The following is an 18,581-nucleotide window of genomic DNA, read 5'->3' as shown; positions in this document are numbered from 1 at the left end:
CCGCCCATCGATTCGTCCATCCATCCGTTTGTCTTTTCCTTCCAGGCCCAGTCCTTCGCACACCATGGCATATCCCTCAGCGCCCCGGCGCTTTCCCTGCGCCTTGCGCCCCTCCGTCGTCCCGTCCCGTGGCCTGTTGCTGGCTTTGGCCTGCGCGGGGCTGGGCAGCAACCTGTGGGCGCAGGCGCCTTCGCCGTCCGTCAACACCACGGCCGCCACAGCACCCACACGCAGCTACCAGATTCCGGCGGGCACGCTGGAGGACGCGCTCAACCGCTTCGGGCGCGATTCGGGTTTGCTGCTGTCCTTCACCCAGGAACAGGTCCAGGGCCTGCGCAGCCCGGGGCTGCAGGGCAGCCACACCGCGCAGGCCGGCCTGGCCGCGCTGCTGCAGGGCACGGGGCTGGAGGCGGCGGTGCAGCCGCAAGGCGGCTATGTGCTGCGCCAGCGCGCCGTGCCCGATGCCCGGGCGCCAGACGTTGCCCCGCGCGCGGTGTCGCTGGCCGAGGTGCGCGTGGCCGCGCGCCGCGCCGGTGACGGCACGACCGAAGGCACGGGCTCCTACACCAGCCGCGTGACCAGCATTGCCTCCAAGACGGACCAGTCGTTCCGCGAGATTGCGCAGTCGGTATCGGTGGTCACACGCGAACAGCTCGACGACCAGCGCGTGACCGATGTGACCGAGGCCCTCAAGCTCACGCCCGGCGTGGTCGTGGCCAATACCGTGGGCGACTTCTATTCGCGCGGCTTTCAGATCACCAGCATGCAGATCGACGGCGGCGCGCCGCTGGCTTTGGGCGCCTACACCTATTCGCCGCAGCAGGACATGGCCTTCTACGACCGCGTCGAAGTCATGCGCGGCGCCTCGGGCCTGCTGGGCGGCGTGGGCGATCCGGGCGGCATCATCAACCTGGTGCGCAAGAAGCCGCTGGCCCAGCGGCAGTTCAAGGCCGCGCTGTCGGCTGGCTCCTGGAGCCGGCGCGGCGTGGAGCTCGATGCCAGCGCGCCGCTGGCCGACGACGGCCGCGTGCGCGGCCGCGCCGTGCTGTCCTACCACAAGGGTGACTCCTACATGGACCTGCGCAGCAGCGAAAAGCCCTCGCTCTACGGCGTGTTGGAGGCCGACCTCACGCCAGACACCCTGCTGACCGTGGGCGGCAGCTACGGAAAGACCCATGAGAACGGCGACTATGCCGGCCTGCCGCGCTTTGCCGACGGCAGCAGCCTGGGCCTGCCGCGCCACACCAACTTCACCCAGCCCTGGGCCTATTACGACTACGAGACCAAGGAGCTGTTCGCCCAGCTCGAGCACAAGTTCGACAATCGCTGGAAGGCCAAGCTCAACGTCTCGCGCGTGGAGACCGAGCTGGACCGCTTCTGGGTCTACATGGGCGGCGCCATCAACCCGCAGACCCTGGCGGGTGCGGTCTGGCGCGGCGGCCACATCCAGTCCGGCAATACGCAGGAGGTGGTGGACCTGAGCCTGGGCGGTCCCTTCCAGCTCATGGGCCGCACGCATGAATTGCTGCTGGGCGCGGACTGGCAGCGCGTGGAAAGCTTCTGGCAAAGCGCCAATTTCACGGGCAGCGGCACCGTGGCCAGCAATCCGTTTGCTCCCAGCATCTGGACGCCGCCCACGGAAACCTACTTCAACACCCGCTACGGCCCCTGGGGCCAAAAGCAGATGGGCGGCTATGGCGTGCTGCGCCTGCATCCCACGGACAGGCTGCACCTCATCCTTGGTGCGCGCGCCAGCCGCTACGACTTCCAGCAGTCGATCTGGAACCTGGATGCGCAGGGCAACCGCACGCCCTGGTCGAACACGCCGTTCAAGGAACCCACCAAGATCACGCCCTATGGCGGGGTGATCTATGACCTGAACAGCCAGTGGTCGGCCTATGCCAGCTATTCGTCCATCTTCAAGCCGCAGGCGCTGAGCATGGCCGGCCCGGCGCCGGGCACCTCGCTGCCGCCGGTCAAGGGCGCCAGCTACGAGGCCGGCCTCAAGGGCGAGCTGATGGACGGGCGGCTGAACGCCACCTTCAGCGTCTTCAATGTGGAGCGCACGGGCACGGCCGTGGTGGACCCGCGCTACGAGACCAGCAACAGCCGCTGGAGCGGCAACTGCTGCTACCTGGCACAGGGCAAGGTCACCAGCCGGGGCTTCGACATGGAACTGGGCGGCGAGCTGCAGCCCGGCTGGCAGCTGGCAGCGGGCTACACCTTCAACAACACCCGCGACCGCAGCACCGAAAAGACCTACAGCAGCATCACGCCGCGCCACCTGTTCAAGCTGTCCACGGCCTATACGCTGCCGGGCGAGCTGTCGCGCTGGAAAGTGGGCGGCAGCGCCCAGATCCAGAGCACGCACTACGTCAGCGGCACGGCGCTGTCGGCGGCGGGCACGTCCGTGCCCTTTGACTTCACGCAGGGCGGCTACGCGCTGTGGAATGCCATGGTGCAGTACCGCATCGACCCGCGCTGGACGGTCACGCTGAACATCAACAACCTGCTCGACAAGACCTACTACCAGACCCTGGGCACAACGTTCAGCAACAACCTGTATGGCGCACCGCGCCACGCCATGCTCACGCTGCGCGGCAGCTTCTGAGGACGGCGGCGCAGGCGTGCGGGCCGCCGTGGCGGAGTCAGCGGCCTTGCGGCGGATCACACCACGCGCCGGGCCTCCACCTTCACATGGCCGGCCAGCAGGTCGGCGCTGTCGCGGATGGCGCGCAGCGCATGGGCCAGGGCCTGCTGGCTGTGGTGCTCCTGCGGTGCATGCACTGCCGCCAAGGCCAGTTGCGCCAGGGCCGAGATCTCGGAGCAGTTTTCCTGCACGCTGCTGTGGATCTCGGTGATGGCGCTGGTCAACTGGTGCAGGCTGGGGGGCTGTGTCCTGGTGGTGCCCTTGTCCTTCTCCTTGTCCATGGCCATGCCTCAGTCCTGCGGGCGCACCGGCTCATGGGTGCGGCATTCGAGCAGGTGCGCCATGGCCTTGGCGGCTGCCTCGGCCGCTTCGGCGCGGCGCATCTCGGCCGCGTCTTCGAATCCGCAGCCCATGGCCTGGGCCTCGGTGCCGGCGTAGTCGGCCAGTGTCTCGGCGCTGTCGCGGATGCTTTGCAGGGCGCGGGCCACCACGTCCATGTGGCGATGGCCCTTGGGCGTCTCCAGCCATGCCAGGGCGAGCTGGGCGATGGAGGAGATCTCTGCACAGCCTTGCTGCACGAGATGGTCCACCTGGGTGAGGGCGTTGGACAGCTGCCGGGTGGTGTGGCTGTCCGTGGCGGGGGTGGGCTGGGTGGGGGTCATGCCTGGGCCCTCCGTGTGGAAGGGGCGGCGCCAAAAGAGGGCGCGCAGGCGAGTGCCAGAGAAACGGCAGTCATGTTTCCGTGCTCCTTGTTGAGACTGAAACCACCGACTCCGCGTTTTGAAGCACGAAACAGGTGGACGGGATGTTCAAAACACACAACAAGGTGTGCGGACGCCCTTACGGGTAGCCCCATCCCGCCCGAAACCGCAGGGGCGTGGACGAGCGTCCACAGCCCGGAATCCAGACGTGACAAGGCCTCGCTATCGGGGAGGCAGCACCGCTTGTTGGAAAGGTGTTTTGAAGCACCAGCCCCGTGACAGGGGGCCGGTGCGGATGATAGCGCGTGCGGCGTGCGCAAAGTCGCTTCGCGGCCCGTTGCACCTTGCAATCGCGCCCTTTCAGGGATGGCCCAGGAACCGCTGAAAGAGCCCGGCAAGCATTGCGTTTATTGAGAATGATTCTTCTTTGCGCGGTTATGATCCAGCCCCATGGATTTGTCCGCCTCCTTCACCCGCGCTCTGCTTTCCGGCTTTGACCGGGCCTATGCCGACCTGGTGCGTGCCGCCACGCGCAGCACGGGCAGCCGCGAGGAGGCGGGCGACCTGGTGCACGACACCTGGCTGCGGCTGGCGGAACACGCGCGCAGCGCCCCGGCCGAGGCCGCAGACCTGGCCGGGGCCGCGAATCCGGCCCAGATGCCGCGCGACGCCACGGCCTATCTGGCCGTGATGGCCCAGCACATGGCGCTGGATGCGCACCGCCGCCACCAGCGCCATGCCCGCTACCTGGGCGAGGCGGCAGTCCATGAACAACTGGCGCCCAGCCATGCGCCCGATGTGGCCGACTCCGTCATGTACCGCCAGGCGCTGGCCGTGCTGGAGTCCGCCTTGCACAGCCTGCCCGAGCGCTGCCGCGCCGCCTTCATCGCCCACCGCGTGCAGGGCGAGCGCCAGCCCGAGATTGCCGAGCGCCTGGGCGTCAGCCTCAACACCGTGGAGCGCGACCTGATCCAGGCCAGTGCCTGCATAGAGGATGCGCTGCACCGCTGGCGCGGTACGCGGCCCGGCGGCGCCGTTGCGCGACATGCGGGTCGGCGGCGCAGCCTGGCCGCGCTGCTGGGCGTGGCCGGTTTCGGCCTGGGCGGCAGCCTGGGCTGGCAGCAATGGCGGCATTACCGCGACACGCATGTGCAGTGGCAGGCCGGCTGGTCCAGCCTGCGCGGCCAGCAGGTGCGCCATGGCCTGCCCGATGGCTCCAGCCTGCTGCTGGACGCGCTCAGCAGCGCGCAGGTGGAGTATTTCGCCACGCGGCGCGTGGTGCAGCTGACGCAGGGCGCAGCCTTCTTCGAGGTGGAGCGGGACGAGGACCGACCCTTCACCGTGCAGGCCGGCGGCGTGCGCGTCACCGTGCTGGGCACGCGCTTCGGCGTGGAGCTGGCCACGGGCGCCCAGGGGCAGGAGCGGGTCACGGTGCAGGTGGAGTCGGGGCGTGTGCGCGTGCAATCCGACGCGGATGGCGGGCGCTTCTATGAATTGTCTGCAGGCCAGGGCCTGCGCATGGAAGGCACGGTGGCCACGCAGACCCGGGGCGATGCGGGGCAGGCGGCCTCCTGGCGGCATGGCGAGCTGGTGTTTGCCGATGCCACGCTGGGCGAGGCCCTGGCGCGGCTGTCACGCTATGCGCCGTTCGACCTGCAGGCCACGCCGGAGGCCGCGCGCCTGCCCCTGAGCGGGCGCGTGCGCATCGCCAAGGCCCATGCCTGGGTGCGGGCGCTGCCCCATGCGCTGCCGGTGCAGGTGCGCAGGCAGGCCGATGGCGGCCTGCTGGTGGCCGCGGCGGGCTGAGGCGTGACGGTGGCAAGAGCAACTGCATGCGCACGGCAGCGGGGCGCACATTATTTTTCAGGAGTTTTCCTGGCCAGTCGTCAAGGCAGTGATCCCTGTGGGTCCCTTCCATCACTGCCAAGGACGATTTCCATGCATCCGCTTTTCCCTTCTTCAGGCGCCTGCCGCGCCGCCCTCCATCCGCTGGCCCATGCCGTGCTCTGCCTGGGCCTGGCCATGCCGCTGCAGGCGGCGCTGGCCCAGCCGGCCGCACAGACGCTGCGCTTCGACATAGCGGCGCAGCCGCTGGCCAGCGCGCTGGACCAGTTCGCGCGGCAGGCCGGACTGCAGCTGGTGTTCACGCCCTCGCTGGCCGCCCAGCGGCAGGCGCCGGCCGTACGGGGCGAGCTGCCGCTGCGCCAGGCGCTGGATGATTTGCTGGCCGGCAGCGGCCTGCAGGGCCATGTGCAAGAGGGCACGCTGACCGTGCAGCCCGTCGCCGCCATCGAAAAGACGCTGGCCGAAGTGCGGGTGAGCGCGCGCCGGGCCATCGACGGCACGACCGAGGGCACGGGCTCGTACACCAGCCGCGTGACCAGCATCGCCTCCAAGACGGACCAGTCGTTCCGCGAGATCCCGCAATCGGTGTCGGTGATCACGCGCCAGCAGCTCGACGACCGCCGCATGACCGACATCCGCGACGCGCTGGCCGCCACGCCCGGCATCACCACCAGCCAGATCAATTTCGACTCCACCTATTTCTATTCGCGCGGCTTCCAGATCGACAGCATGCAGATCGACGGCGGCGCGCCGCTGAACATCGCCCAGTACACCTACAGCGCCAACCAGAGCATGGACTTCTACGACCGCGTGGAGGTGATGCGCGGTGCCTCGGGCCTGCTGGGCGGCGTGGGCGACCCGGGCGGCATCATCAACATCGTGCGCAAGAAGCCGCTGGCCGAGCCGCGCTTCGTGGTGCAGCAGTCCATCGGCAGCTGGAACAACTACCAGACCATGGTGGATGCCACGGGGCCGCTGGCCCTTGATGGCCGGGTGCGCGGCCGGGCCGTGCTGTCCTACCAGGACACGGACCAGTTCGTGGACATCAAGCACACGCGCGCTCCCCAGTTCTACGGCGTGGTCGAGGCGGACCTGACGCCCGACACCCTGCTGACCGTGGGCATGAGCCGCAGCAAGATCCGCACGCGCGGCGATGGCGGCGGCGACGTGCCGCGCTACAGCGACGGCAGCGATATCGGCCTGCCGCGCCACACCAGCTTCACCCAGCCCTGGGCCACGGGCCGCAAGGACAACAGCGAGCTGTTCGGCGCGCTGGAACACCGTTTTTCCGTGCGCTGGAAGGGCAAGCTCAACCTGACCCGCAGCAAGTCCAGCTATGACGGCTCCACGGTGTTCGGCTACGGCGCGCTGGACCCCGCAACCGGCCTGGGCGTGAACTGGAACGGCGGCGGCCACTACCTGTACGAGAACCGGCAGACCGTGCTGGACGCCAGCCTGGCCGGCAGCTTCGACCTGGGCGGGCGCACGCACGAAATCCTGCTGGGCATGGACCGGCAGAAGGTGGAGAGCTTCTGGAACGTGGGCTATTCCACCGATGCCACGGGCGTGGAGCCCATCGATGTCTACAACCCCGGCGCCTGGCGCCCCGCGCCGGCCGGCGAGATCTCGCGCCGCTACAACCCCTGGGGCCAGGACCAGTCGGGCGGCTATGGCGTGCTGCGCCTGCATCCGACGGACCGCCTGCATGTGATCGTGGGCGCGCGCTATGCCAAGTACCGCTTCAACCAGGTCTATGAGTCGCTGAATGCGGCGGGCCAGTGGGAATTGGCATCGGGCAGCCGCTTTTCCGAGCCGGCCAAGTTCACGCCGTATGGCGGGGTGATCTATGACTTGAACAACCAATGGTCGGCGTATCTGAGCTATTCCTCGATTCTCAAGCCGCAGGCGCTGTCCAAGTCGGGGCCTCCTCCGGGCAATTCGCTGGACCCGGTCAAGGGCAAGAGCTATGAGGCCGGTTTCAAGGGCGAATTGGCCGATGGCCGGCTCAATGCCACATTCAGCCTTTTCAACGTGGTACGCACGGGCACGGCGGTGACGGATACGCGCTATCCGAGCAATCACGAGGAATGGTCGGGCAATTGCTGCTTTCTGCCGCAGGGCAAGGTGACCAGCCGCGGCTTTGACGCCGAGATCGGCGGCGAGCTGCGCCCCGGCTGGCAGATCGCGGCCGGCTACACCTACACCACCACGCGCGACAAGACCGAGGATGCGCCCTACAGCAGCATCACGCCGCGCCATCTGCTCAAGCTGTCCACGGCCTATGTGCTGCCGGGCGAGCTGTCGCGCTGGAAGATTGGCGGCAGCGCCCATATCCAGAGCAAGCACCATGTGCGCGATACGCTGTATGACGCCGACTGGAATGAAGTCGGCCGCTACAACTTCACCCAGGGCGGCTATTCCGTCATCAATGCGATGGTGCAGTACCGGATCGATCCGCGCTGGACGGTTTCCCTGAATCTCAACAATATCTTTGACAAGACGTACTACCAGACCGTGGGCTATGCGAGCGGCGGCAATTTCTATGGAAAGCCGCGCAATGCGGTGCTGACGCTGCGCGGCACCTTCTGAGGGCCGGGGCGGGGTCCAGGAGGGCCCGCCCCAGTCCGACCCAGGCCACTGGCCGCAATGGCGAAAACCATTGCGGCTGGCCTTTTTTTCGATCTCGTTTGTCATGTATGAGGAGGGCCTTGAAGGCCGCCGCATCACGGCATCCGTTTTGGCCCCTTGTTTGCACGCATTCGTGCGTTCCTGTGCTTATCCGAATACCCATTACATGCCCCAATCCCAACCCGCTGATCCTGCAGATATCACCCAGGCCGACAGGCCCGTCCATCCGGGCCTGCTTGTCCTGTCCCGCCTGCTGGCCGCCGTCTTCGGCGGCTATGCGCTGGCCAGCGCGCTGGCGGCCTTCCTGGCCGCTGCGCTGCCCGGCGCGCGTGTCGATGCCGTGATCGCCGGCATGCAGTGGAGCTTTGCGCTGCACGCGCTGGCGGTGATCTGGGCGTTCTCGCCGGTTTCGGCGGGCCGGGTCTGGCTGGGGTTGCTGGTGCCTGCGGCCCTGATGGGCGGCGCCGCGCTGCTGCTGGCGCGCAATGGCGCGGGAGGCTGAGATGGCCAAGGCGCAGATCAGCAAGGTCCCCGGCAGTGGCGCTGCCACGGGCGGTTTCCGCCAGGCCCAGGCCTGGCTGCATACCTGGTGCGGGCTGTGGTTTTCGTGGCTGCTGTTTGCGGTGTTCCTCACGGGTTCGCTGGCCGTGTTCCAGGAAGCCATCACGCACTGGATGACGCCCGAGCACCATGCCGAGGAGGCGGCCGAGGCGGCAGCGCGCGCCGCCGTGCCGGCCGGGCAGGGTGCGGACCTGGGCCAGCGCCTGGCCTGGGGCGCGGCCTACATGCAAAAGCACCACCAGGGCGCGCAGATGTGGGAGATCTGGCCGTCCGACGACAAGGGCGGCGGCGACCTGCGTGTCTACTGGTTCGACGCCAACCGCCAGTACGCCGATGCCGAGCTGGACACCGCCACGGGCGAGGAAATGGGGGCCGGCCATGGCCACGGCCACGGGGCCGCGCGCGCCACCATGGGCGGCAACCATTTCGTGGACTTCCACTATGAACTGCATGCAGGGCAGGTGGGGCTGTGGGTGATCGGCATTGCCGCCATGGCCATGCTGGTGGCCCTGGTCAGCGGCGTGATCACGCACAAGCGCATCTTCAAGGACTTCTTCACCTTTCGCGCACGCAAGGGCCAGCGCAGCTGGCTGGACGCGCACAACGCCGTGGCGGTGCTGACGCTGCCCTTCCAGTTCATGATTGCCTATACCGGCATCGCCATCTCCAGCCTGAGCTTCATGCCCGTTGGCGTCTGGACGGTCTATGGCACGGACCAGGCCGCCCGCACGGCCTTCATCGCCGACATGAACGAGGCCGGACCGCCTGCGCTGTCCGGCAAGCCCCTGGCGGTGCCCGATCTGGAGCCCTTTGTGCGGCGCGGCCAGGAGCTGATGGGCCAGGCGGTGCGCGCGGTGGTCGTCAACCATCCCGGCGATGCATCGGCACGCATCGGCGTCTACGGCTGGAACAGCGATGACCGTGCGCATCAGCGCCTGAGCCCCAATTCGGGCATGGCGATGTTCTCGGCCGCCACGGGCGAGGTGCTGCAGGTACGCCTGCCCGGCGGCGCCGACGGCGGCACCCCCTCGCTGGCCCAGGCGGTCATGGGTGGGCTGCACATGGTCAAGTTCGGCGGGCTGGCCATGAAGTGGCTGTACTTCCTGTGCGGCCTGGCGGGCGCGGCCATGATGGCCACGGGCGCCATTCTCTTCATGGTCAAGCGCCGCAGCCGCCACCAGGGCGAGTTCGGCAGCGCCACGGCGCGCGTGTACCGGCTGATCGAGGGCCTGAACGTGGCGGCCATCGCCGGGCTGGGCCTGGGCTGCATCGGCTACCTGTGGGCCAACCGCCTGGTGCCCGTGGGCCTGGCGCACCGCGATGACTGGGAGCTGGCCGTGTTCTTCGGGCTGTGGGGCCTGGCGCTGGTGCATGCGCTGGCCTGCGCGCCGGCCACGGCCTGGCGCCAGCAGATGGGCCTGCTGGCCATGCTGTGCCTGCTGCTGCCGCTGCTCAACTGGATCACCGTGGGCGAGCCGCTGTGGGCCCACATGCGGGAGGGCGACTGGGAAAGCGCCGGGGTGGAGCTGTTCTGCCTGGCCACGGGGCTGGCGGCCGCCTGGGCGTGGCGCTGGCTGGCGCGGCGCGGCGCGGGTGCCGCCACCAGGCAAAAGGCGCCCAAGGGCCAGACCGCCGTAGCCGGCCCCTCGGAGGTGCAGGCATGAGCACGTTGCACGCATCCCTGGCCGCACTGGCCCTGGCCTTTGCAGGCATGGCGGCCCTGGCCTTTGCCATGGACCGCCACTACGAACAATTGACCGGCGCGCGCGAGCTGCCGGCCCGCCGTGGCCCGCAGTTGCGCAGCCTGGGCACGGCGCTGCTGGCGCTGGCCCTTGTGCCCGTTGTCTCGGGCTGGGGCGGCACGGTGGGCACGGTGGCCTGGCTGGGCTTTGTGTCCGCCGGCGCGCTGATGGCCGTGGCCCTGATCAGCGCCCATGCGCGCTGGGCGGCGCGGCTGGCCTGGTTGGCCGGCGTGCTTGCCGTGGCGGATTTGGCGTGGATTGTTTTCAGTTTCGGTACTACGGGGTTTTTCAGATGAGTTTCCTGCTTTCGTTCCAGTTCGGGGTGTGTGTGGTCGGGAGGCAAGCATGACGCGCACGCAGCAACGCTGGAAAGCCGTCGCCGTGGCGGTGGTCCTGTTGGCGGCGGCCGGGGGCGCGGCCGCCTGGTGGTCCAGCCGGCCTGCCGTGGCCTACCAGACCGAGACCGTGGCGCGCACCGATATCGAGTCCACCGTCACGGCCATCGGCACGCTGCAGCCGCGCCGCTATGTGGACGTGGGCGCCCAGGTGTCGGGCCAGGTCACCCGGCTGCGCGTGGAGCCCGGCGCCCAGGTGGAGAAGGGCGCGCTGCTGGTGGAGATCGACCCCAGCGTGCAGCGCGCCACGGTGGATGCGGGGCGCGCCTCGCTGGCGGGCCTGCGCGCACAGCTGGCCGAGCAGCAGGCGCTGCGCAAGCTGGCCGAGCAGCAGCTCACGCGCCAGCGCCAGCTGGCCCGCGACGGGGCCACGCGCGAGGAAGACCTGCAGACAGCAGAAGCCAACCTGGCCGCCGCCGGTGCCCGCATGGAGCACCTGAAGGCCCAGATCGACCAGACCCAGGCCACGCTCAAGGCCGACGAGGCGCGCCTGGGCTATACGCGCATCTACGCGCCCATGGCCGGCACCGTGGTGTCGGTGGAGGCGCGCGAGGGCCAGACGCTGAACGCCACCTACCAGACGCCCAACATCCTGCGCATTGCCGACCTGTCGGCCATGACGGTGTGGACCGAAGTGTCCGAGGCCGACGTGCGCCGTGTGCGCGACGATATGCCGGTGTACTTCACCACGCTGGGCGGCGCCGACCAGGCCAGGCCCCGGCGCTGGTCCAGCAAGGTGCGCCAGGTGCTGCCTTCGCCCTCGGCCAGCCAGGCGCCGGCCGGCGGCAATGCGGGCCAGGCGCCTGCGCCCGCCACCAAGGCCGTGGCCTATACCGTGCTGTTCGATGTGGACAACGAGGACGCCGAGCTGATGCCCCAGATGACGGCCCAGGTGGTCTTCGTCACCGGGCAGGCCGCGCAGGCGCTGACCGTGCCGCTGATGGCCGTGGCCGACAAGGCGGGAACGACTGACAAGGCGGAAAAGGCAGAGAACGCCGGGAAGGCCGAGAAGGCCGGCAGCACGCAGACCGTGCGCGTGCTGGACGCCAAGGGCCAGCCCGAGCAGCGCACCGTGCGCCTGGGCGTGCGCAGCCGCCACCAGGCCGAGGTGCTGGAGGGCCTGCAGGAAGGCGAGCGCGTCATCGTCGGCGAGACGCCTCTGGACCGTGGCCCGCGGTGGCTGCAATGGTGATGGCGCAGGGCATGCAGGCCGGCGCGCCGCTGACCGCACCGCTGATAGAGCTGCGCGGCATCACCAAGCACTACGGCGGCGGCGACAGCGGCCAGCCCGCCGTCACCGTGCTGCACGGCATCGACCTGGAGATACGCGCGGGCGAGTTCGTGGCCGTGGTGGGCAGCTCGGGCTCGGGCAAGTCCACGCTGATGAACATCCTGGGCTGCCTGGACCGGCCCAGCGAGGGCAGCTACCACTTCCAGGGCCAGGACGTGGCCACGCTGGACTCGGACGCGCTGGCCTGGCTGCGGCGCGAGGCCTTCGGCTTCGTCTTCCAGGGCTACCACCTGATAGCCAGCGAAAGCGCCAGCGAGAACGTGGAAATGCCTGCCATCTACGCGGGCCTGCCCAAGGAAGAGCGCGTGCGGCGCGCCCGTGCGCTGCTCGAGCGCCTGGGCCTGGGCTCGCGCCTGGGCAACCGGCCCAACCAGTTGTCGGGCGGGCAGCAGCAGCGCGTGTCGATTGCGCGCGCGCTGATGAACGGCGGCCAGATCATCCTGGCCGACGAACCCACGGGCGCGCTGGACTCGCACAGCGGCGCCGAGGTCATGGCCCTGCTGCGCGAGCTGGCCGACGCGGGCCACACCATCATCCTCATCACCCACGACCGCACTGTGGCCGCCCAGGCGCGCCGCGTGATCGAGATCAGCGACGGCCGCATCACCAGCGACAGCCAGCGCGACGATGCCGCAAATGGGGTGAAGGCGGGCGCCGCTGCCCTGCCGCTCACGCCGCAGCGCGGCAGCGCCGGCGCGCCCTGGCTGGCCGAACTCTTCGAGGCCGCACGCAGCGCCTGGCGCGGCATGCGCATGAACCGCGTGCGCACCAGCCTGACCTTGCTGGGCATCGTCATCGGCGTGGCCTCGGTCATCGTGATGCTGGCCATTGGCGAAGGCGCGCGGCGCAAGGTGGTCGAGCAGATGGGGACCATGGGCACGGCCATCCTCTACATGGGCAGCAAGCCGCCGGCCACGGGCGGGCCGGCCGGGCAGATGACCGAGGAAGACCTGGCCGCCGTGCGCGAATTGCCCGAGATACGGCGCGTGATGCCCGTCATCGGCGACCCCATCACCGTGCGCTACGGCAAGGCCGACAAGCAGATCTACGTGTTCGCGGCCAGCGAGGAGATGCCTCTGGTGCACCACTGGAAGCTGGCCCAGGGCCGCTACTACACCGAGGCCGAGGACCGCGACCTGGCGCCCCTGGTGGTCCTGGGCCACAAGGCGCACCAGCACTTCTTCCCCGACACGCCCAACCCGCTGGGCCGCCAGCTGATCATCGGCACGTCGGCCTTCGAGGTCATCGGCGTGATGAGCGAGCGCGGCGCGGACTCGGGCGCGCAGAACTATGACGACATGGTCTTCATTCCCTACCGCTCGGGCCGGGCGCGCGTCTACCAGTCGCAGACCCAGCCCGACTATGTGGTGATCGAGGCCATGTCCTCCGATGTGGTGCACGAGGCGGAGGAGGCCATGCGCAAGCTGCTGCTGGCCCGCCACGGCGGGCGTGAGGACTTCGGCATCGGCAATGCGGCCGCGCGCATCCAGGCCGAGGCGGCCACGCGCCAGAGCATGGCGGTGATGCTGGGCCTGATTGCCGCCGTCTCCCTGGTGGTGGGCGGCATCGGCGTGATGAACGTGATGCTGATGACGGTGCGCGAGCGCACGCGCGAGATCGGCATCCGCATGGCCACGGGCGCGCGCCAGCGCGACATCCTGCGCCAGTTCCTGACCGAGGCCAGCCTGGTCACCTTCGTGGGCGGCACGGTGGGCCTGCTGGCCGGGCTGGCCGTGGGCGTGGTGCTCATCGTGGCGGGCGTGCCCGTGGTGTTTTCGGTGCGCGCCATGCTGGGCGCCTTTGCCTGCGCCGTGGTGACGGGCCTGGTGTTCGGCTACATGCCGGCCAAGACGGCGGCGCGGCTGGACCCGGTGCGCGCGCTGGCGGGAGAGTGAGATGAAAGACATGAACGACAAGACGCTGGGAAATGCGCGCCTGGGCTGCATCGCCCTGGCCCTGGCTGCGCTGGGCGGCTGCGCCGCGCAGCAGACGATGCCGGACCGGGAGGCGCCTGCGCTGGCCGCTTCCTGGAAGCAGCAGGGCGAAGTCCTCCCTGCCTCTGTTTCACCGCAGTGGTGGCAGGCCTTTGGCAGCGCGGAGCTGGGCGGCATGGTGCAGGCCGCCCAGGACCAGAGCCTGGACATGGCTGCCGCCATGGCCCGCGTGCGCCAGGCCGAGGCGGCCACGCGCCAGGCAGGCGCGGCGCTGCTGCCGTCGCTCAATGGCGAGCTGCGCGCCCAGCGCATGAACCATGCACAGGTGGCGGGCGGGCAGGCCAGCGTCTATGGCGCCGCGCTGACGGCCTCGTATGAGGTGGACTTCTGGGGCCGCAACCGCGCCACGCGCGATGCGGCGGCGGCGGCCTGGCAGGCCAGCCGGTTCGACCAGGACACGGTGCGCCTCACGGTCACCGCCCAGGTGGCCCATGGCTGGCTGCAGGCCGTGGCGCTGCGCGAACGCCAGGCCATTGCGGCGCGCAACGTGGCCAATGCCGAGCGGCTGCTGGGCCTGGTGGAGTCCCGCGCGCGCGCAGGCGCCGCCACCCAGCTGGAGTTGGCACAGCAGCGCGGCCTGGTGGCCAGCCAGCGCCAGGCCCTGGCCACGCTGCGCCGCCAGGGCGAGGATGCCGATGCCACGCTGGCCGTGCTGCTGGGCCAGGCCCGCCGCCCCGCGCTGGCCACGGACTCGCTGCAGGCCCTGCAGCTGCCCGAGATCGGCGCAGGCCTGCCCACGCAGCTGCTGCAGCGCCGGCCCGACATTGCCAGTGCTGAGGCGCAACTGACGGCCGCCAGCGCCAACCTGCAGGCTGCGCGTGCTGCACTGTGGCCCCGGCTGACCCTCACGGGCAGTGCAGGCACCAGCGCGGGCCGCGCCAGCGACTGGCTGCGCGAGCCGGTCTATTCGCTGCTGGCCGGACTGGCCGGCCCCATCTTCGACGGCGGCCGTCTGGCGGCCGAACGCGATGGCGCCCAGGCCCGGCGCGAGGAACTGCTGGCCGGCTACCACAAGGCCATCGTCGCGGCCTATGGCGATGTGGACCTGGCGCTCAACGCCGTCCACGGCCTCAAGGCCCAGGCCGAGGCCCAGGCCGAGGTGCTGGCCCAGGCCCGCCAGGCCGTGTCGCTGGCCGAGCTGCGCTACAAGGCCGGGGCGGAAAGCCTGCTGTCCCTGCTGCAGGCCCAGACCACGCTGTACGCGGCCCAGGACGATGCCGTGCTGCAGCGCCTGCTGCAGCTGCAGGCGCGCGTGGCGCTGTACCGCGCGCTGGGCGGGGGATGGGAGGCGCCTGCCATGGGCGCTGAAATGCCGGAAAGGCAGGCACAAAAAAGCCAGGGGGCATTGCCACCTGGCTGAGAGGGGAGGGGCAGGGCCGCCCCCGATCCTGTCGGGTGTGCGGCCTCAGGCCTCAGGCTTGAAGCCTGCTCAGCTGCCGCGCGTGATGGGCACGCCGGCATCCTTGCCGTAGGCGCCGTACTTGCCCAGCTCCCACTTGGCGATGGCGTTGCGGTGCACTTCGTCCGGGCCGTCGGCAAAGCGCAGCGTGCGCGCGTGGGCGTAGGCGCTGGCCAGCGGGAAGTCGTCGCTCATGCCGCCGCCGCCGTGCACCTGCATGGCCCAGTCGATGACCTGGCAGGCCATGCTGGGGGCCACGACCTTGATCATGGCGATCTCGCTGCGCGCCACCTTGTTGCCGGCAATGTCCATCAGCCAGGCGGCCTTGAGCGTGAGCAGGCGCGCCATGTCGATGCGGCAGCGTGCCTCGGCGATGCGTTCCTGCGTCACGGTCTGCTGGGCCACGCTCTTGCCGAAGGCGATGCGCGAGCTGGCGCGCTTGCACATCAGCTCCAGCGCGCGCTCGGCCAGGCCGATCAGGCGCATGCAGTGGTGGATGCGGCCGGGGCCAAGGCGGCCCTGGGCGATCTCGAAGCCACGGCCCTCGCCCAGCAGGATGTTGCCAGCGGGCACGCGCACGTTCTCGAAGTACATCTCCATGTGGCCGTGCGGCGCGTCGTCATAGCCCATGACGTTGAGCGGACGCACGATGCGGATGCCGGGCGCGTCGCCGGGCACGATGATCATGCTTTGCTGCGAGTGCTTGGGCGCATCGGGGTCGGTCTTGCCCATGGTGATGAAGACCTGGCAGCGCGGATCGCCGGCACCCGAGATCCACCACTTGTGGCCGTTGATCACGTACTCGTCGCCCTGGCGCTCGATGCGGGTGCAGATGTTGGTGGCGTCGGAGGAGGCCACCTCGGGCTCGGTCATGGCGAAGGCCGAGCGGATCTTGCCCTCCAGCAGCGGCTTGAGCCAGCGCTCCTTGAGTTCGGTGCTGCCGTAGCGCGCAATGGTCTCCATGTTGCCGGTGTCGGGCGCTGAGCAGTTGAACACCTCGCTGGACCATGGCACGCGGCCCATGATCTCGGCCAGTGGCGCGTATTCCTGGTTGGTCAGGCCGCCGCCCTTGTAGCCTGCGGCCTCGGCGCTGTCCACGGGCAGGAACAGGTTCCACAGGCCTTGCTCCCGGGCCTTGACCTTGAGCTTTTCGATGGTCTGCAGCGGCGTCCAGCGCTTGCCTGCGGCGGTGTTGGCTTCCATCTCGGCGGCATAGTCCTTTTCGCCGGGATAGATGTGCTCGTCCATGAACTTCAGCAGGCGTTCCTGCAGGTCCTTGGTCTTGGGCGAATATTCAAAGTCCATGGATGCGCTCCTTCTCTTGGCTTGTCGCTTGTGGTGGAAACGGGGTGATCAGTGAGTGTTGGGGGCTGGTCTGGATGGCTCAGCTGCGCTGGGCGAAGGACCAGGCCAGCTCGGCCATGGGCCGGGCGGTGTCGCCCGAGGCCTTGGCCTGGGCGCTGGAGGCCGTGCCGGCTTCCACGCGCTTGGCAATGCCCTGCAGGATGGCCGCGATGCGGAACATGTTGTAGGCCATGTAGAAGTTCCAGTCGGCGCGCAGCGTGTCCACGTCCTTGAGGCCCGTGCGCTCGCAGTAGCGGCGGATGTATTCCTCTTCGCCGGGAATGCCCAGGGCCGCCAGGTCCTTGCCTGCGATGCCCCGGCCCAGCGTGGCGGGGATGTGCCAGCTCATGCAGTGGTAGCTGAAGTCGGCCAGCGGGTGGCCCAGGGTGGACAGCTCCCAGTCCAGCACGGCGATGACGCGCGGCTCGGTGGGGTGGAACATCAGGTTGTCCAGGCGGAAGTCGCCGTGCACGATGGACACGCGCGAGGCATCCAGCGCGCTGGCCGGCATGTGGGCGGGCAGCCACTGCATGAGCTGGTCCATCTCGGGGATGGGCTGGGTGACCGAGGCCACGTACTGCTTGCTCCAGCGGCCGATCTGGCGCTCGAAGTAGTTGCCGCTCTTGCCGTAGTCGGCCAGGCCCTGGGCCGCGAAGTCCACGGTGTGCAGGGCCGAGATCACGCGGTTCATCTCGTCGTAGATGGCGGCGCGCTGGGCCGGCTCCATGCCGGGCAGGGACTGGTCCCAGAGCACGCGGCCTTCCATGCACTCCATGATGTAGAAGGCGCGGCCGATGATGGACTCGTCCTCGCACAGCGCATACATGTGGGGCACGGGCACGTCGGTGCCGGCCAGGCCCTTCATCACGCGGAACTCGCGCTCGATGGCATGGGCCGAGGGCAGCAGCTTGGCCACGGGGCCGGGCTTGGAACGCATCACGTAGCTGCGGCCGGGCGTGATCAGCTTGTAGGTGGGGTTGGACTGGCCGCCCTTGAACATCTCCACCTGCAGCGGGCCGGCAAAGCCCTGCACATGGCCCTGCATCCAGGCGGTGAGCGCGGGCACGTCGAATGCGTGCTGGTCGGAGACGGGGCGCGTGCCTACGAAATGGTCGAAAGTGCTCATGGGGCAGTCAGTCCTGTGATCGGTTCGGAAACCGGTTCTAGAAAGGGGTGCGGCCGCGCGGCACGGGCGCGGCAAGGCACCGGCCGGCGCGAACGTCCGGTCGGTGAAGGAAAGGGTTGTGTGTACGCGGCGCGGTGGGGGCCGCGCAGGTTCAGGCGTCGGGCGCGGCGATGCGCAGCAGCGTGTCGCGGTCGCAGACCACCAGGCCACCCGGCTCGATGCGGATGGCGTTCTCGCGCTCCATGGCCTTGAGTTCCTGGTTCACGCGCTGGCGCGAGGCGCCCAGCAACTGCGCCAGTTCCTCCTGCGCCAGGTGCAGGCCGATGCGGATCTCGCTGCCATCCGACAGGCTGGTCACGCCGTAGCTGCGCACCAGGTGCAGCAGCTGCTTGGCCAGGCGCGCGCGCAGCGGCAGGGTGTTGAGGTCCTCGACCAGGCCGTAGAGCTGGCGGATGCGCCGTGCATGCAGGCGCAGCATGGCTTCCGAGAACTCCACATGCATGGACAGGATTTTCTTGAAGTCGGTCTTGGACACGCACAGCAGCGTGGTCTCGCCATGCGCATAGGCATCGTGCGTGCGCTTGTCCCCGTCCAGGATGGCCACGTCGCCGAACCAGATGCCCGGCTCCACGTAGTCCAGCGTGATCTGCTTGCCCGTGATCGAGGTCGAGCTCACGCGCACCGCACCCCGGGCGCAGGCGATCCATTCCTCGGGCGGTTCTCCGCGTGCGCAGATGAGCGTGCCATCTTTGAACCGTTTGACGTAAGCGCATCGAAGAATGTCGTGCCGAAGCGATGGAGAAAGTGATGAAAACCAGCGACCGGAATTGATCGCTTCACGTTCTTCGATGGTAAGAATCGGGTCGTCCATGGCCTGTCTTTTGCGTGACTGATGACGGTCACAT

14 protein-coding genes are annotated in these 18,581 nt (G+C 69.1%); 9 read left to right on the top strand and 5 right to left on the bottom strand.

The features are described 5' to 3' along the window. The first annotated feature begins 64 nt into the window (after nucleotides 1-64). A complete protein-coding gene (locus tag DELCS14_RS17285) occupies nucleotides 65-2,611 on the top strand; it encodes a TonB-dependent receptor (RefSeq protein WP_013802802.1) in 2,547 nt (848 codons plus the stop codon). Nucleotides 2,612-2,667: 56 nt separating this feature from the next. Here the strand turns inward: DELCS14_RS17285 and DELCS14_RS17280 are convergent, their stop codons facing one another. Next, nucleotides 2,668-2,937: a hypothetical protein gene (locus DELCS14_RS17280; RefSeq protein ID WP_013802801.1), complete on the bottom strand. Its 270-nt coding sequence runs from the start codon at nucleotides 2,935-2,937 to the stop codon at nucleotides 2,668-2,670. Nucleotides 2,938-2,940: 3 nt separating this feature from the next. Continuing rightward, the gene (locus DELCS14_RS17275) at nucleotides 2,941-3,312 is read right to left on the bottom strand and encodes a hypothetical protein (RefSeq protein WP_013802800.1); all 372 of its coding nucleotides are present in this window, start codon (nucleotides 3,310-3,312) and stop codon (nucleotides 2,941-2,943) included. 489 nt (nucleotides 3,313-3,801) lie between these two features. Between DELCS14_RS17275 and DELCS14_RS17270 the strand changes: the two genes are divergently transcribed. The 8 genes from DELCS14_RS17270 (at nucleotide 3,802) to DELCS14_RS17235 (ending at nucleotide 15,167) form a co-directional block, all read left to right on the top strand. After that, on the top strand, nucleotides 3,802-5,157 hold the full coding sequence (locus DELCS14_RS17270; RefSeq protein WP_013802799.1) for a sigma-70 family RNA polymerase sigma factor: 1,356 nt from the start codon (nucleotides 3,802-3,804) through the stop codon (nucleotides 5,155-5,157). Nucleotides 5,158-5,289: 132 nt separating this feature from the next. Then, the gene (locus DELCS14_RS17265; protein WP_013802798.1) at nucleotides 5,290-7,785 is read left to right on the top strand and encodes a TonB-dependent receptor; all 2,496 of its coding nucleotides are present in this window, start codon (nucleotides 5,290-5,292) and stop codon (nucleotides 7,783-7,785) included. 205 nt (nucleotides 7,786-7,990) lie between these two features. Next, entirely contained in the window at nucleotides 7,991-8,326 is a 336-nt protein-coding gene (locus tag DELCS14_RS17260) for a DUF3649 domain-containing protein (RefSeq protein ID WP_049801421.1), read from the top strand. 1 nt (nucleotide 8,327) lies between these two features. Further along, nucleotides 8,328-10,049 carry a PepSY-associated TM helix domain-containing protein gene (locus tag DELCS14_RS17255; protein WP_013802796.1) on the top strand — a complete coding sequence of 574 codons (1,722 nt, stop codon included), beginning with the start codon at nucleotides 8,328-8,330 and terminating at the stop codon, nucleotides 10,047-10,049. Continuing rightward, on the top strand, nucleotides 10,046-10,423 hold the full coding sequence (locus DELCS14_RS17250) for a DUF3325 domain-containing protein (RefSeq protein ID WP_013802795.1): 378 nt from the start codon (nucleotides 10,046-10,048) through the stop codon (nucleotides 10,421-10,423). The genes DELCS14_RS17255 and DELCS14_RS17250 overlap by 4 nt, the downstream gene beginning before the upstream one ends. A gap of 49 nt (nucleotides 10,424-10,472) precedes the next feature. Further along, entirely contained in the window at nucleotides 10,473-11,714 is a 1,242-nt protein-coding gene (locus tag DELCS14_RS17245; protein ID WP_013802794.1) for an efflux RND transporter periplasmic adaptor subunit, read from the top strand. Further along, nucleotides 11,714-13,708 carry an ABC transporter permease gene (locus tag DELCS14_RS17240; protein WP_013802793.1) on the top strand — a complete coding sequence of 665 codons (1,995 nt, stop codon included), beginning with the start codon at nucleotides 11,714-11,716 and terminating at the stop codon, nucleotides 13,706-13,708. The genes DELCS14_RS17245 and DELCS14_RS17240 overlap by 1 nt, the downstream gene beginning before the upstream one ends. Nucleotide 13,709: 1 nt before the next feature. Continuing rightward, on the top strand, nucleotides 13,710-15,167 hold the full coding sequence (locus tag DELCS14_RS17235) for an efflux transporter outer membrane subunit (RefSeq protein WP_013802792.1): 1,458 nt from the start codon (nucleotides 13,710-13,712) through the stop codon (nucleotides 15,165-15,167). Nucleotides 15,168-15,236: 69 nt separating this feature from the next. Here the strand turns inward: DELCS14_RS17235 and DELCS14_RS17230 are convergent, their stop codons facing one another. The 3 genes from DELCS14_RS17230 to DELCS14_RS17220 all read right to left on the bottom strand — a co-directional run bounded on the left by DELCS14_RS17230 (nucleotide 15,237) and on the right by DELCS14_RS17220 (nucleotide 18,547). Further along, nucleotides 15,237-16,511 carry an acyl-CoA dehydrogenase family protein gene (locus DELCS14_RS17230; protein ID WP_013802791.1) on the bottom strand — a complete coding sequence of 425 codons (1,275 nt, stop codon included), beginning with the start codon at nucleotides 16,509-16,511 and terminating at the stop codon, nucleotides 15,237-15,239. 79 nt (nucleotides 16,512-16,590) lie between these two features. After that, nucleotides 16,591-17,676, bottom strand: a complete 1,086-nt coding sequence (locus DELCS14_RS17225) for a phosphotransferase (protein WP_013802790.1) — start codon at nucleotides 17,674-17,676, stop codon at nucleotides 16,591-16,593. Nucleotides 17,677-17,827: 151 nt separating this feature from the next. Further along, nucleotides 17,828-18,547, bottom strand: coding sequence for a Crp/Fnr family transcriptional regulator (locus tag DELCS14_RS17220; protein WP_012205125.1), 720 nt, complete (start codon nucleotides 18,545-18,547; stop codon nucleotides 17,828-17,830). Between the last annotated feature and the right edge of the window lie 34 nt (nucleotides 18,548-18,581).

The sequence above is a fragment of the Delftia sp. Cs1-4 genome (assembly GCF_000214395.1).
Classification (GTDB): domain Bacteria; phylum Pseudomonadota; class Gammaproteobacteria; order Burkholderiales; family Burkholderiaceae_C; genus Comamonas; species Comamonas acidovorans.
The sequence above is the reverse complement of the archived record's forward strand: the minus strand, read 5'-3'. Positions and strand labels throughout refer to the sequence as shown.